Raw genomic sequence first — 14680 nt, 5'->3', positions numbered from 1 at the left:
GGTGGCCGGCGCTGGACAACTGCGGCCACTCGCCGAGGAAGCGTTGTCCAACATGGCAGGCTGAGCATGCGTCGAAGATCCTGGCGCCCCTCCGAACTACCGCCCGATGCGACAACCGCCGCACGTCAACTGATGACAGCCCACAGGATCACGGCGTGACGGCGGCGCGCAGCCAGCCCGACACGTGCTCGTCGGCGCGCGGGAAGAGTTCCAGTTCCCGGGCGTGGGCCTGCGGGGGCGGCGGGGTGCGGAAACGCGGCTCGTCCTGGCGGTTGTACTCGATCGCGTAGTTGTCCGGGTAGTCGAGCCAGTAGGTGGCGTGCAGCCACGTGCCGCGCTCCGGGCGGGCCATTCCGACGCGCAGCCGGGCGAACAGGTCGCGCGCCTCGTCGGGCAGGTCCCAGCCGAACATGCCACCGTTCGCCATGCGCAGCAGGCCACCCGCCTCGACGTGGTCGCCGAGGGCCTTGTAGTCGACCTGGAGGTGGCTCCACCCCGCCGGCAGGTCCAGTACCAGTCGCCCGGTGATCCGCTGGAGCAGCTCGTCCTGCTGGACCGGGTTGAGTGGTTCCGTCATGGCCTCAGTATCCCGCAGTCGGCTGGTCGTCGTCGGGCAGCTTGGCGCGCAGCCAGTCGGGGACGTGCTCCGGCGCGCGCGGGAAGTGCTCCAGGTCGAGTGCCCACTCGCGCGGGCTCAGGTCCGGGGACCACTTCGGGTCGAAGTCGTGGTTGTAGACGACGTGGAACGCGGCCGGCGGGTCCATCGTGTACCGCAGCGAGAACCACGTGCCGCGCCCCTCCGCGTACATCAGCTCGCGCAGCTCCCGCAACGCCCGGCCCACCGACAGTGGCGGGTCCGCGGGCGGGCTGGAGTGGTCCGGCATCAGCACGGTGAGGGCCATCCAGTCCGACGTGACGGCCACCGACGCGCGCAGGTCGATCCGGAACCAGCCCTGCGGGCACGCCTCGACCAGGTCGCGGCCGATCTCCTGAAGCAGCTCCTGCTGCCGCTCACGGGGTTGGCGGGGGGAGGACGACACGGTTGTTCCGGGCGGGCTCGGGGACATTGTGGAAGCTCCTGATCTCCTGCACGGTCCTGGGCGGCGGCGGGTCGGACACCGTGAAGTGGTAGCGCACGTGCAGCTTGTCCGGCGTGTGGATGTCCGGCGTGGTGCGCTCGGCGAAGAAGTCCACCCGGTCCACGGTCGTGCCGTCGACCGCCGCGCGCCGCGCGATGTCCTCCTCCACCCGCCGCCAGGTGTCGTCCGTCGACCCGTTGTCGATCTTCATCGGACGGTTCTCGTAGGCCCACTGCGGTACGTGGTTGATCCGCTCGCCGGGGCCGCCACCCTCGAACGCCACGATGTGGCCGCCGTCGAACTTGAACAGCTCGTGCCGGTCCCCGTAGTAGTTGAACGGCGCGTACTCGCCCGCGGTCGGGCTCTTGTAGCCCTCCGGGCCACCGCTCGCGATCCGGCCGGTGTCGGGCTGGACTCCCTCGCCGGGCGAGCCCGGCTCGACACCGCGCCGCGGGCCCCAGAAGTCCTCCGCCCTGGTGCCGCTCGGCGGGTACACCGGGCGGCCACTCGCGGCGATCGTGTCGCCGTGCACGTCGGTCCGGTACATCTGCTGGGGCACCTCCGGGTCCATGCCCTCGACGTGCCGCGGACCGACCGCGAACGTCGTGTTCGGCGCCGGGACCGGCAGGTTCGCGTCCCACGTCTCCGCGGTGCCCAGCTCGGGGTTGAAGCCCTGGGTGCTGTTGCCCGACCAGGTGTGAACGTGCGACACCCGGCCGTCGGCGTCGGTGTAGAAGGTGCCGTGCCAGTCGCCGTTGTCGTTGTGGACGTCGTAGCGGGCGTGCGGCTCCAAGGGGTTGTCCGGGTCGTTGCCGCGCAGGGAGAACGGGCCGTCGCCGTCCGGCGGCGGAGCCGGGTTGTAGTTCTCGTGCGGCGGCATCGTCCGGTAAGTCCCGTCGGGGCCGCCGGGCGGGTTCCACTCCACGGCGGGTGGCGTGCGGGTCTGGTCGAAGTCGTCGAAGCGGTCGGCGGGGCGGTGGTCCGGCGACGCGTCGGGCGTGCTGTCGGGTGTGGCGTCCGGTGTGGTGTCCGGTGTGGTGTCCGGTGACGTTCCCGGCGCGTCCGTCCGGTCCGGCGACGTGCCGGTGTCGTTCGCGTTGTTCGTGCCGTCCGTGCCGTCGGTCCGGCCGGTGTCCGTCGTGCCTGCGGTGGTGTCCGGGCGGGACGTTCCGGCGTCGGGGACCTCCTGGCCGCGGAACGTGTGCGTGCTGACCCCGGTGTCCACCTGGTACACGACACCCGGCTCGGGCCGGGCGGTGTCCGGGTTGACCGGCACGCCCGCGCTGTTGCGGGTGTTCGGCACGCTCGTGTCGACGTGCGTGACGTTGCCGTTCGCGTCCGTGTAGTACGTGCCGCGCACCGAGCCGTCCGGGTTGTGGACGACGACGCGGGAGTTCGGCTCCAGCGGCGGACCGCCGTTGAAGTCGAGGACGCGCTGGTTCGGGTCGACCTCCACGTCCACGCGCGGCAGGTCCTCGGGCGGGTCCCACGGCACGGTCCGCTGAGGCGTCGGGTCGCGGCCCTCGGGCGGGTCGGTGATTGTGTTGTCCCGTGCGGCGCGGTCACGTGCGTCGTCCGGGTCCAGGTCGTGCTTGTCGGCGTCGTTCGTGCCCGGTACGAAGCCGTCGTCGCTCGCCTTGTTGCGGGTGCCGTCCAGGCGGTGCGTCTCCCACTCGCCGTTCGGCGGGATGCGCGGGCGGCGGTTGCCGTCGGGGTCGACCTCGGCGTCGCTGGTGTAGACGCGGCCGTTGCTGTCGGTCCAGGCGGGCTTGGTGGGCGCGAGGACGTCCGCGCCGGTGTGCCGGGAGAGGCGGTTGGCGAAGTCGTTCGAGCCCGCGTCGCAGCCGATCAGGCGGATCGGCGTCTTGCCGTCCCAGCCGTTGCGCCGCAACAGGTCGCCGTACTCCTCCGGGCTGTAGCTGTGGTTGCCGATGCGGGCCCGGCCGTCCGGGGTGATGTGGACGTCGGCGGTGAAGTAGCGCGGGTCGTGCGGGACGCGCTGCGGCAGGTCGCCCATCTCCGAGTCTCCCCGGTGGTGCGAGATGCCTGCGGGCGTCGTCTCACCGTGCCGGGCGTGGGCGTCGTCGATGTCGGGCCGGTCCGCCGTGCCGGGGCCGTCCGGGTCGCGCTGCGGCGGTGACCAGGGGTCCTGGTCGGACCGCTGGTGCGGGACCGGGTCCTGGCGCGGGGACGGGTCCGGGGTGTGCCGCGGAGGCGCGCTGTCCGGCGCGTGGCGCGGGGACGGCGTCTGCGCGTCCGGGTGACGCTGGGGTGGCGGGCCGCCGAAGGGCCGGTTCGGGGCGTGCGGGGACGACGGCTGGTGCGGCACGTTGGGGTGGGACGTCGGCACCGGGCCCCGGCTCTGCGGGCCGGTGTGGGGCTGGTTGGTGTTGGGCTGGTTGGTGTTGGGCTGGTTGGTGTTGGGCTGGTTGGTGTTGGGCTGGTTGGTGTGCGGCTGGTTGGCGTGGGGCGTGCCGCCGGGTGCCGGGTTGCCGTGGGGCGGGTTGGCGTGAGACGGACCCGTGTTGCCGGGGCCGTGGTGGGGCGGGCTCGCGTGCGGCGGACCTGCCTGCGACGGGCTCGTGTGCGCAGGCCCGCTGTGCGACGGCCCGTTGTGACCGGGGCCGGTGTTGGACGGCCCGGCGTTGCCCGGCCCGTTGTGCGAAGGGCTGGTGTTGCCGGGCGCGTTGTGCGAGGGACCGCTGTGGGTCGGCCCGGTGTGCGGCGGGCCGCTCTGCGTGGGGCCTGGGCCACTGTGCGGGCGCGTGCCGGCAGGGCCGGTGTTGGACGGCCCGTTGTGCGAGGGACCGGTGTTGCCAGGCCCGTTGTGCGGGGAACTGGTGTGCGGCGAGCCGCCGTGAGGCGTGCTGCTCGGTGACGAGCCACCGTGGGAAGGGCCGTGAGCGCTCGGCGCGGTGTGCGTCGGGCCGGAAGTCCCGGGTCCGCTGTGCGTCGGGCCGTACGAGGAAGGCCGAGGGCCTTCCGCACCTCGGGCCGCCGGGATGGCTGAGCCGACATCGCCCCGGCTTCCGGGTGTTCCGGTCCAGCCGCCGCTGGAGCCGGGACGTGCACCGCCACCACCGGGAGCACCACCGCCCGGCGTACCACCAGGAGCACCTCCGGGCGCGCCGCCGGCGGGCATGCCGCCGGGCGGAGGCGTGCTGCCCGGGTTGGACTGGCCGCCCTGAGGGCCGGTGTTGGGGCCACCGGTCTGGGGCTGGTCGGGGCGCACGGGAGCGTCGGCCGTGGCCGCGGTCGACGCGGAGGTCTGGTCGAACCGCGCCGGAGGTGGTGCAGAGTTCCCGCCACCGCCACCGCCACCGGTGCTGCCACCACCTCCGCCGGTGCTGCCGCCGCCTGCGCCGTTACCGGTGCTGCCTGCGCCGCCACCACTGGGCGAACCGCCACCGCTCGGCCCACCGGCACCGCTGGGCGAACCGCCACTCGGCCCACCGGCACCGGCACCCGTGCCACCACCACTGGTGTACGAGCTGGGGAGGTTCCCGCCGGGCGCGGGCTGTCCGTAGGGTCCGCCGCGGTCGCCGCCGGGCGCGGGCTGTCCCGGGCCGCCTCGGTGGTCGCCGACCGGGCTGCTGCCGCTCGGCCCGCCGCGGACCTCGCCCATCGGACCGTTGCCGCCGGGAGCCGGTCCCCCACGCGGCGAATCGCCGTCCGACCCGCTGCTCGGGTCGCGCCCCGGCCTCGACGAACCGGTCGGGACGTCGCTCCTCGGCGAGTCCGCGGTCGCGGTGGCCTTGCCCGCGAGCTTCCCGACCACCTTCATGATCTTCTCGAAGACCTCGACCAGACGCTTCAGCATCGGCGAGACCTTCTTGATGGTGTTCAGCAGGTCCTGGATGATCTTCGCGATCTTCGCGGCCCACTTCGAGATCGCCGTCACGGCCTGCGCGACGATCACCGGCGTCCCGAAGCCCAGCGTGAACGCGGCCTCCAGGACCCACGCGATGAGCTTGCCGACCAGGTCCGCGATCAGGTCACGGACCATCTCGCGCACGAACCCGACGACCATCCCCATCAACCCGACGACGGTGCCGACGGTCCCGGCGGCGGACGCGGCGCCGCTCAGAGCGTCACCGTGGGCCTTCGAGTTGGTGCGGTACGCCTCGGCCGCCGCGCCGGTCCACCCCTCGGTGCCGGATTTGATCGCCGCGTTGTAGTCCTCGGCGATCTTCCCCAGCTCGGTGGCCACGTTGTTCCACGTCGTGGAGTACGACTCGATCACGGGCGGATCGCCCGCCAGCCAGTCGAGCATGTCCTTCAACGGCTGCACGTGTTCCATCAGGAACGACGCGGCGGAGGACAGCAGGGTGCCGAACGGGTCGATGGCCATCGCGGCGGCGTCCGCGGCGAGCCCGACCAGGCCGAGGCCGCCCTCGATCCAGTTGCCGTCCTTGATGCCGTTGTACGTGTCCATCGCGGACTCGGCGATGGAAATGCCGGTCGCCCAACCGTTGTCGCCGGTGCCCGCGTTGATGAACCCGCCCGGTTCGGCAGGCGGCGCGGCGACCAGCGGGTTCTCGCCCGCCATCAGGCACCCGCCCCGGTGCCGACAACGACCGTCCCGTGTTCGACCGGCACAACGGACACGGCGACACCTCCCCCGACTTCGCCCCGCCTACTGCAGATGATGACGCATTGGAGTCCTGCTCGGTTCCGGAATATCTCATCCCCGAGATCGCCCAGTCACCCCGGCTCGGCCAAATCCTCACAGACCCCGTCCAGCGCACCTGCTCCCCCGTCGCCCCGAAGTCACCAGTCGCCCGCTCCAGTGCCTGCAGGACCGCTGGGACAGGGCCGCTGTCGACGTCGGTGACAGCAGCGGGCTCAGGGTGGCGTAGCCGATGCACCGTCGACTCCAAAGCTGACCTGGGCTGAACCACCGGTCGTGGGGCTTCAGGAGACGGCTGTTGGTGCCGTAGCACGTGCCGGTCAGAGCGACCTGGCTTCGGACGTTCGGCTCGCCACCTGGGCGGCGTTCACCGCCGGGAATCTTAGGTGCGCCTGCACGCGGCTGTAGCTGGACACGTCCGAGGCGACCGGCAGGTCGACGCGCAGCGTGCAGCCGGGTCCGCGACGCCCCTCACCGAACTGGTGGCCGGTGTAGTGGTTCCGGAACAGGATCAGCTCGTCCCGGTTGTTGAGGTAGATCTCCTCGCTTGAGCCCCGAACTCCCGCCTGACAGCGGCACAGGACGAGCCGCTGTGGTCCGGTGGCGTCCGACACAGACCGCTGCGGATCAGCCCGAGTCCGGCCCGGACTCGGGCCCAATGTAGATCTCCCTACCGTCCGGCCGCCAAGCCCTAGGGTTCCCACCGGTCGGGACGGCCACGACGCGTTCTCCGCCTCCAGGGAGACCATCGCATCTCGCCCTCGCAGGACCGCGTCAGCCACGAGTGCCGCCGCGTTCGTTTCTTTCGACGAGGCGCCGGGCTTGCCCGTGGTGCACATCGCTTACCCACTCCCAGCCGGGCTTAGCCGATGGGCCGACCCGCGGGTCACTGGGGATACAGCCCTCACGCAAGGCGAGCACGTACACCCGATCCTGCTCGATCCGAGCGCGTACCTGATCAGCTCCGCCTACTGACCCGTGGCCGGGGACGACTACACCGACGTCGCCCGCCACACCGTCGAACAGCCGCAGCGCGGCGAGGTAGTCCTCGATCGGGTCAGCGGTGGCGGTCAAGTCGAGCATCGGGACCAGGACATCGGAGAGCATGTCGCCGGCGACGAGGACCCCGCGTTCTTCGATGAACAGCGCCGCATGGCCCGGTGCGTGCGCCTGATGCTCGATGATCCGAACGTGAGGGCCGTCCCATGGAATCCGTGCCGTCTCGGCGGGCAGGGCGGTGATGAGGCCGTACAGGTCCAGCGGCACCTGCTCGGCGATGCCCGTCGGCTCCAGGTGGGCGGTTATCTCGGCCTTCGCACCCGGGTCGGACAGCTCATCGCGGACAGCCGCCGCGCAGCGGGCCGTGCCGTAACGAGGGGCCTCGCCGAGCCGGGGGTGCCAGAGCAGATGATCCCAATCCGGATGCGTCGAGAAGCCCGCCACAACGCTCTGGCCCAAATCGGACAGGTCGTTCGCGAGGCAGGCCATCTCGTGGTCCTGCACGCCGGGGTCGATGAGCAGCACGCCGGCACGGCCTTGCACGACAACGGCGTTGCTCTGCACAAACTCGCTCTCGTGGACCAGCACACCCTCTGCGACCTGCCTCAGCACCAGCTCGCCTCCTTTGCATCCCGCAGGGCGTAACGGTAAATCGTGACACCCTGCTTGAACGATCGCCGCTCGAAGTTTCACAGCGGCTTCCCGCCCGCTGTCCGCGGCTCGGTGGAACGGCCGGTCGCCCCACCTTCGTCCGCCACGCACAAACCCACAGGACGTGAACCGCACCAGCACATCGCCCGGGCTTGCACGTTCAGGCCGACCAGCCTCAAGTGACGCGGACGTTCGCGAACGGTTCCGCGCGTACAAAACCTTCTCGACGGCCCTGGTGCCGCGTTGTCGACTCTCGGTGGCCGGTGCGGCTGCCCCTGACTGCCGTTGATCCGGGTCAGCTGTGGCCGAAAGGGGGCAGGAGCGGGTGTGTGTTCTCGGCCCAGCCGAGGAACCGCACGGCCGTGCTGTGCTGCACGGTTCCGGTTGGCGTGAAACGGCCGCCGAGGAGCACGTGCAGCAGACCTTCGACCGCCGGTTCGAGTGCGGTGCCGCGCGCCTCGACCGCCAGCCTTTCCGCGTGGGCGAACTGCACGGCGGGCTCGCAGAAGGCAAGCAGGAACAGGGCTTGTCGCCACGCGTACGCCGCGTTCTTCACCTGGATCAGCGCGGCGTGCCGGTGGGCCGCGCGCTGGGTCAGCCTGCGGACGATCCAGCCGAACGCCTGCCACGCGAGTTCCGGCGCGCGTTCGCGCAGCTCGTCGGTCAGGTTCAGGCCGTCGACCAGCACGGCGAGGTTGTGCGTGGTCAGGATCTGGCTCTGCTCCAGCACCATGCCGTTCGCCGCGATGGAGCCGCCGGAGGTGCCCGCCCGCTCCCGGCACAGCTCCGAGAAGTCCTCGGCGGTGTGCTTGCCCCAACGCATCCTCTCGCGCCGGGGCTTGGGCCAGTCCGCCGGCAGGTCGTAGTAGTTCGCGTAGAGCGTGCCGGCCAGCAGACGGCTCGCCACCACGCCGGCCTCGCGCCATTTGGTGGTGAACGTGCCCATGAAGATGTCCGCGGCCACTTCCTCCACGAGCGGCAGCTCCAGGCCTGTCTGCTTCGCCAGCGTCCTCAGCTCGGTCACCAGCGGGTTCGGCAGCAGGGCGTGCGGGAACGCGGTGAGCGCCAGCAGCGTGGTCTGCCGCAGGGCTCGAAGTGCGGCCACGGCGTTGTCCGGCTTGGGCGAGCGGTAGGGGGCGAGCGCCTTCACCCAAGGCAGCTCGGTGAACCGCACCTGGTGGTCGAGGTTGAGCAGCAGCAGGCCGCGGCGACGCCGGAACGCCGTGTAGGTCTGCTCGTGCAGCCCCGCCACGACCGGGTCGTCGATCGCCGCGCTCAGCAGCCGTGAGGTGAGTTGCGGCAGCACGACCGCCAACGTCTCCCCCGACGTGATCACGCCGAGGCGCACCAACTCGTCCGCCGGTGCTTCGAGCGACCGCGCCGCCTTGTGCACCAGGTGGTCCGGCATCGTCGTGCCGCAGGGGACCTCGGCGGTCGCCTCGGCTTCGGACACCGCGGCCGTCGCGACGTCGAGCGACGGCAGACCGCCGTCCGCCGGGTACCGGTCCAGCCGGGCTGCGAGCACGCCGGCGAGTGCGGCGTGCGTCGGCGCCGCGACGGTGGCCACCTGGGCGGTGCGCCACGCGTCGCGTTGTCCGCTTCCCGGAGCGCCCCGGTGGCTCACCGTGCTCGCGATGACGCGGCGGATCCAGCCGACCTCGCGCGCGGTGAGTGCGTCACTGCCGTCCGGGCAGGACTCCAGTGCGCTGCGCAGTCTCGCGAAGTTGCTCTTCGGGTTGGTCTGCCTGCTCGAGGGCGCGTGCGTGCGAGACGTCTCGGCGAAGTCCGCGAGCCACTCGGTCCTGGCCGCCGCCCAGTCCGCGGGCCACATCCGGCACGGCCAGCCGCCGCGCACGGTCCCGTTCTCGTCGACGTGCGGCAGGTCGTCGTCGACGGTGCGGCACCACAACGCGACCAGCCGGTCGTACAGCGGATCCCACACGGTCAGCGCGTCGCGCATCTTGGCGAGCTGCACCGGCACCCGCGTGGAACGCAGCGACGCGGCGGCGTCCTTCACCGAGGTGAGGCGGACGGCGGCGCCCGAAGGCAGGGAGACCGGTTCGAAGCGTGGCGTCAGCCGCAGCCGGTGCATCAGCGGGCGCAGTTCAGTGACCAGGTCGAGCGCCTGCTCCGGGAAACCCCTGTCCAGCAGCAACGCCACGACGGGCAGCGCCGCGTCCTCCGGCACGTCGACCCGGTAGTGCCCGCTGCGGATCGCGTCCAGCAGCTCGGTCTGACCGGCGTCGCCGAGGTACCAGGAGTTGAGCCGTTCCCGCTCGTTCCTACCGGGCACGTCGTCCGGGAAGGAGGCGACGCGGGCCGTCTCGTCCTCGGACAACGGCACCTCGGCCAGGTACCCGCCGGTCGCGAATCCGCCGTGCGCGACCTCCAGCGTCACCCACGCCGGGGTGTCCGCGACCGGGGTGCGGGAGCCGACCGTCAGCGTGCCGTCGGCCATCCCGCTGACGACATCCTCCCAGCGCCGCAGCTTGCGCAGCGCCCGCTCGCGGTCGGCCTCGGTACCCGCGGAGACCGCCGCGGCCAGCGCCCGCGCCAGCTGACCGGTCGCGTAGCCGGACGAAGCGGTGTGGATCTGGTCGGACACTGCGGACTCCACGGTCGGCCGGACATGGAGGCGGGGATCGAACCCGCGCCCTCCCCGTCCCAAGCGGGGTGATCTACCACTGATCTACTCCATGAGATGCGCGGATCGTAACGACCACGCCCGTAGGCCGCTCCCGATTTACCCGAAACACCACGACCGCCGACACCGATGGCAGGTCCGAGCTGATCGCGCCGCAGCTCACGGCCGACTACACGTCCGCACATGCCGATGACAGCGCGGTCCGAACCAGCTACCTCGTCGGGGCCCGGTCGCTCGGCCGGCGATGGCTCGCACCCGACGCGGGCCGAACCCGACCGCACCGGTTCAGGCCGGGGCCGGCAGTTGGACCGAGGCGAACTCGGCCGGATCGATGACGATGTGGATGGCGGTGATCCGGCCTTCGGCGACCGCGTCGCGTGGTTCCAGGAGGTCCCGGCCGTCGCCGTCGAGGATTGCGGTCAGGCAGCCGACACCGTGGACCGGGTGATGCCACTGGATCTGCAACTATGCCGTCCCCCAACGGGCCTCCAGGTAGGTGCGCGGCAGGGTACAGCCGGCACATGCGAGTTGGACGGCGATCTCCGTGCCGTAGCGCCCGGATCGGTCGTAGCCTTCCGCGACGCAGTACGCGGGTGTGCTCGCCGGATGGAACTGCGCCCAACTACCGACCGCGGGAAGCGACAGACCTGCTACCGCAAGTCCGGAGGCGGGTGCGGTGCGGTGCGTAGCAGAGGCCGGTGCCCGCGCCGCCCAGCAGTGCCAGGGCTCCGAATTCCGCGAGTACTGAGACCACGTCGGGGGTGCGCTTCGCGCGGAATTGCTCCACAACCGGGTCGCCGGCGAGTCGTTTGCAGGCTGCGATCCACAGCGGGGCATCGCCGCCGTCGAGCCCGCATGCCCGCACGAATGCTTCGACGGACTGCTCGCACGGCAGGGTGGATCGGCTGAGCGTGGTGGCGATGGCGCTGGACGGCAGCACCGCGCCATCGGCGCTCACCTTTCCCTCCAGTTGCCGGTAGGTGAGTCCGGACGACCCGCGCAGACGTCGGAGGGCGGCGATGTAGTCGGCCACGGTACCGATGATCGCACCAGGGTCGAGCAGCGATCCGCCCCGTCCCGAGGAGGTGACCACCCCGTCGGACTCGACGGTCGGGTGGAGGGCGGTCGTATCGAGGTCGACCGCAGGGCTGTCCGGTCGTGGCCTCAGGACGGGATCAGGTTCTGTGAGGGGAACGATCACGATCGGACAAGGCCGCTGCGTGCAACCGTGATCACTTCTTCCGGATAGCGCTCCAGGGCTGTGAGGCCCTTACCCGGCCCTCCGCCGGGTCGTTCAGCGGACTTTCATGGGCCGGGTAAGGCGACTGATTCGACTACTCGATTCGAACGTTCACAGTGGCTGCGGGCCGGACAGAGGTCGTGGTGGCGCGTGCCTCGTTGTCTTCACCCTTGTCGTCGCCCCGCCAGCCGTAGCCGACGACCTCGGCACGCACCCGGAATGTCACCTGGCCGGCGGTCGCGTCCTCCGGCCGGTAGGTGTAGGCGAACGGGAACTCGGTTGTGCCGGTCAGCGAGACCGGAACCCGTTGCGTGAGACGGCCGATCTCCTTGTCGCCCTCCCCGTTCGCGCCGACGCGGTAGAAGGTGACGATGACATCGTCCTCACGACGCGTGTTGGTCACGAACGCCTTGACGGGCTTGCTCTGGCCGGCCCGTGCCGAGGTCGGCACCGTCAGCCCGGACACCGACACGTCGTGCGTCTGAACCTTGAGCGTCCGCACGCTTGTGCCGGTGCGGCCGTCGGGTGTCGTGACCGTGGTCGTGACGCGGTAGTCGCCGTCCTTGGTGAACCGGTGGTTCACGTGGTGGTCGGTCACCGGGATGACGGTGCCGTCACCGAGGTCGATGGTGCCGCTCGCGACCGGCTGGTTGATCGGGTCGCCCGATGACGCGCCGAGGGTCGTGTCGCCGAGAACGTTCGGGACTTCAGGCCACGTGGTCGTGTGCGGAACGATGTCAGGGGCGGTTCGCAGACTGACCTGGAACCCCTCGGTCGCCTCCGGGGAAGCGGCCATCCTGATCAAGTAGCTCTCGTTAGCCGCCGCGTGGAACACCGCGGTCGAGTAGCGGACCGAGCAGTCTACTTCGGACAGATCGATCGCATGGTGAACGCTGATCACCTGCGCCGAGCTGACCTGGACGAACCTGGCGTACGCAGGCGTGTAGCGGTACCAGACCGACCGGGTTGCTTCAGGAGCGCAGCTCGGTGGCACCTCGCCCTGCTCGGCCGTGGCGCGGGTGAGATCGGCCTGGTGGTCGCCGGGCACGTTCGTCACCGTGGCCGCCGCACGGTTGTCGTTGGGCTCCGGGGTGGTCTCGCTCAGTGTGAACGAGACCCCGCCGGCGGCGCTCCCGCTGTACTCGACCAGCATGAAGTAGTACGTGGTACCCGCCTTGGCGTGCACCGTGTAGTTCTCGTTCTGGATACAGGCACTCGGCTCCAGGTCGAGCGCGCCGCGCTGTCCTGTGTAGACGGCGAGCATCCTGCCCCACGTATCCGCGCGCGCGGACACCCGCAACAGCCCGTCGCTCTGCGCCGTGTACTTCTGCCAGACGGAACCCTCGCCCCAGAAGTAGCAGGGGTTCGGGTCATCGGCGGCCTTGCTGGATCCGTTGGTGTCGATCGTCGTGGTGAACGGCAGCGAGGTGATCTCGGCGGCTGAGTCGAAGTCGTCGCCTGCCGGCGCCGCGTGGGCGACGGCGGGTGCCAGCGCCACGACCACGGCGAGCGCGATGGATGTCAAGCCTGCCCGTCTGAACATGGTTCCCCCTGATCAGTTCACGAGAGCGGTGACGGTGGCCGCCGGGAGGACGGTCGTGGCGGTGGAGATGACCTCGTTGTCCAGCGGCAGCGCGTCCTGCGACGGGTACGGCAATGAGACGACGGCGCGGAAAGTCACCTTGCCCCTGGCCCCGTCCTCTTGCGTGAACGTGTACGCGAACGGGAAGGTGACCTTGCGCGTCGGGTATGCCGGTACGTCCAGTTTCATCAGGCCGACCTCCTGCCATCCCCACTCTCCGTACTTGTAGAGCGTGACCGTGGTGTCCTTCTCCAGATAGCGCGTGTTCGACACCTGCACGGAGATCTGCTTCTGCTGCCCTGCCCGCGCTGAGGACGGCGTGGTGAACTTGGTGATTCCGACATCGTGCGTCTTCACCACAACGGAGGTCGTGTCGGTAGCGACACGGCCGTCCTCGGAGGTCGAGCGGACGGTCACGGTGTAGTTGCCATCATTGGCGTAGCGGTGGATCGCCTGCTTCTCGGTGCTCGGCGGCACGCTCGTGCCGTCGCCGAAGTCCCACTCCGTCGTGACCGGCTGGTCGTAGTCGTTCCGGTGGTACAGCCTGAAGTCGATGTCCTGGAAGATCGACCACTCACCGGACGAGGTGGGAGCGACCTCCGCCTCCAGCGGCGGTGCCTCCTCCAGCACCATGGTGGCCTCGGTGGAGCTGTAGAAGCTGTACTGCAATTGCAAGTGGTAGGTCGTGCCCGCGACGAGCCGGAACGCCTTGCCCTTCCAGTAGTGGCCCTCCGTGCACCCGAGCGACCTGAGCTCCGGCAAGGACGAGCCTTCGTAGACGGACAGGACGGGGCCGATGCTGTTCGCCCTCACCTGGGCGAGGATCGACTCCGTGCGAGTCGGAGTGTAGGTGAACCACACTGTGGGTGCGCCTTCTCGCACACCGGCGCACGTCGTCGCCCAAGGCTCTTCCGGTTCGGCGCCGGCGAGCGTGAAGTCCGGCTGTGGTGCGCTGAACGGCAGCGATGTCACCGTCTGCGCGTCGGCGAAGTTGTCGTTGGCCACGGGCGCCATCTGCCGCACGCTCAGGTTCAGCTTGGCCCCGCGACCGTCGTACCCATCGGCGGCCATGAAGTAGTACGTCTGGCCCGCGGTCACCCGCAGCGTCAGCGGGCCTCCGGGACTGCTGCACCCGAGGGACCGCAGATCACCGCGGCTGCCGACGAGCACCGACAGCCTCACATCGAGGTCGCTGCCGTCGGTGTCGATGCGGACGATTCCGTTCTCGGTCGTGGTGTGATGGAACCAAACAGATCCCTCTGCGGGCCACCCCACGCAGTTGGTCGGGTCGTCGAGTGCTCTGGTGGCCTCGGTTCTGTCCAACTGGGTGGTGAACGGTAGTTCCGTGATCGGTGTCGATGCGTCGAAGTCGTCGTTGTCCGGTGGTGCCGCATGTGCCACACCCGGCACCAGCGTCCCCAGTAACGCGGCCACGACGACCGCGAGCGATCTCAAGAGAGGCATGCGAAAGCTCCCCCAAAGTCCCCTGCACCCCCACACCTCCTGTGGAGGCGTCCACCTCATGAATACATCCGGGACGAGGATGTGTTGCACGCCTTGCCCCGAAATACGCCGTTCAGCCCACTGTCGAACCCGCAGGATGATCACCTGGAACGGGCTCAGCACCACCTCTGCGGACGCGTCAACGAGCGGCCGTGCTAGCAGCAAGTGGGCTTGACCATTAGTAAGTGCACCTGCCGTTGATGTACACCGGCCGCTACGGGACCGGTCAGGCCGACGCCGCGGTTCGCCCGGCCCGACCTCGGACCTGTGAACGGTGCGGTCCATGCCGAGCGGGACGCCGAGGTGCGGAGTCGTGACGGGGGGCGAATGGTCCGGCCGTCCACCCTCCGTC

General features: G+C 70.3%; 10 protein-coding genes and 1 tRNA gene. All 11 read right to left on the bottom strand.

The features are described from left to right. Positions 1-148: 148 nt before the first annotated feature. The 11 genes from OQ02_RS35315 to OQ02_RS35265 all read right to left on the bottom strand — a co-directional run bounded on the left by OQ02_RS35315 (position 149) and on the right by OQ02_RS35265 (position 14280). Positions 149-577: a hypothetical protein gene (locus OQ02_RS35315; protein WP_051773188.1), complete on the bottom strand. Its 429-nt coding sequence runs from the start codon at positions 575-577 to the stop codon at positions 149-151. 4 nt (positions 578-581) lie between these two features. Further along, entirely contained in the window at positions 582-1040 is a 459-nt protein-coding gene (locus OQ02_RS35310; protein ID WP_033443025.1) for a hypothetical protein, read from the bottom strand. Continuing rightward, positions 1012-5628, bottom strand: coding sequence for a hypothetical protein (locus OQ02_RS41650; RefSeq protein ID WP_051773187.1), 4617 nt, complete (start codon positions 5626-5628; stop codon positions 1012-1014). Before OQ02_RS41650 ends, OQ02_RS35310 begins: the two co-directional genes overlap by 29 nt. Positions 5629-6029: 401 nt before the next feature. After that, on the bottom strand, positions 6030-6323 hold the full coding sequence (locus OQ02_RS35300) for a hypothetical protein (protein ID WP_033443024.1): 294 nt from the start codon (positions 6321-6323) through the stop codon (positions 6030-6032). Positions 6324-6483: 160 nt separating this feature from the next. After that, positions 6484-7320 carry an MBL fold metallo-hydrolase gene (locus OQ02_RS35295; RefSeq protein WP_033443023.1) on the bottom strand — a complete coding sequence of 279 codons (837 nt, stop codon included), beginning with the start codon at positions 7318-7320 and terminating at the stop codon, positions 6484-6486. Positions 7321-7654: 334 nt separating this feature from the next. Then, complete coding sequence (locus OQ02_RS35290) at positions 7655-9964, bottom strand: hypothetical protein (protein ID WP_033443099.1); 2310 nt, start codon at positions 9962-9964, stop codon at positions 7655-7657. A 22-nt stretch (positions 9965-9986) separates the two neighbouring features. Beyond that, positions 9987-10058: transfer RNA gene (locus OQ02_RS35285), tRNA-Pro, on the bottom strand. A 230-nt stretch (positions 10059-10288) separates the two neighbouring features. Beyond that, positions 10289-10468, bottom strand: a complete 180-nt coding sequence (locus tag OQ02_RS35280; protein ID WP_033443022.1) for a hypothetical protein — start codon at positions 10466-10468, stop codon at positions 10289-10291. Positions 10469-10625: 157 nt separating this feature from the next. After that, positions 10626-11036: a hypothetical protein gene (locus OQ02_RS41645; protein WP_156077508.1), complete on the bottom strand. Its 411-nt coding sequence runs from the start codon at positions 11034-11036 to the stop codon at positions 10626-10628. 301 nt (positions 11037-11337) lie between these two features. Then, positions 11338-12768: a PKD domain-containing protein gene (locus OQ02_RS35270; RefSeq protein ID WP_033443021.1), complete on the bottom strand. Its 1431-nt coding sequence runs from the start codon at positions 12766-12768 to the stop codon at positions 11338-11340. 30 nt (positions 12769-12798) lie between these two features. After that, a complete protein-coding gene (locus OQ02_RS35265; protein WP_231500362.1) occupies positions 12799-14280 on the bottom strand; it encodes a PKD domain-containing protein in 1482 nt (493 codons plus the stop codon). Between the last annotated feature and the right edge of the window lie 400 nt (positions 14281-14680).

Source organism: Saccharothrix sp. NRRL B-16314 (assembly GCF_000716595.1).
GTDB lineage: Bacteria > Actinomycetota > Actinomycetes > Mycobacteriales > Pseudonocardiaceae > Actinosynnema.
The sequence above is the reverse complement of the archived record's forward strand: the minus strand, read 5'-3'. Positions and strand labels throughout refer to the sequence as shown.

Bases quoted from the DNA above. Each gene is read 5' to 3' on its own strand.
- OQ02_RS41650 (WP_051773187.1), bottom strand. From the start codon at position 5,628: ATGGCGGGCGAGAACCCGCTGGTCGCCGCGCCGCCTGCCGAACCGGGC.
- OQ02_RS35315 (WP_051773188.1), bottom strand. From the start codon at position 577: ATGACGGAACCACTCAACCCGGTCCAGCAGGACGAGCTGCTCCAGCGG.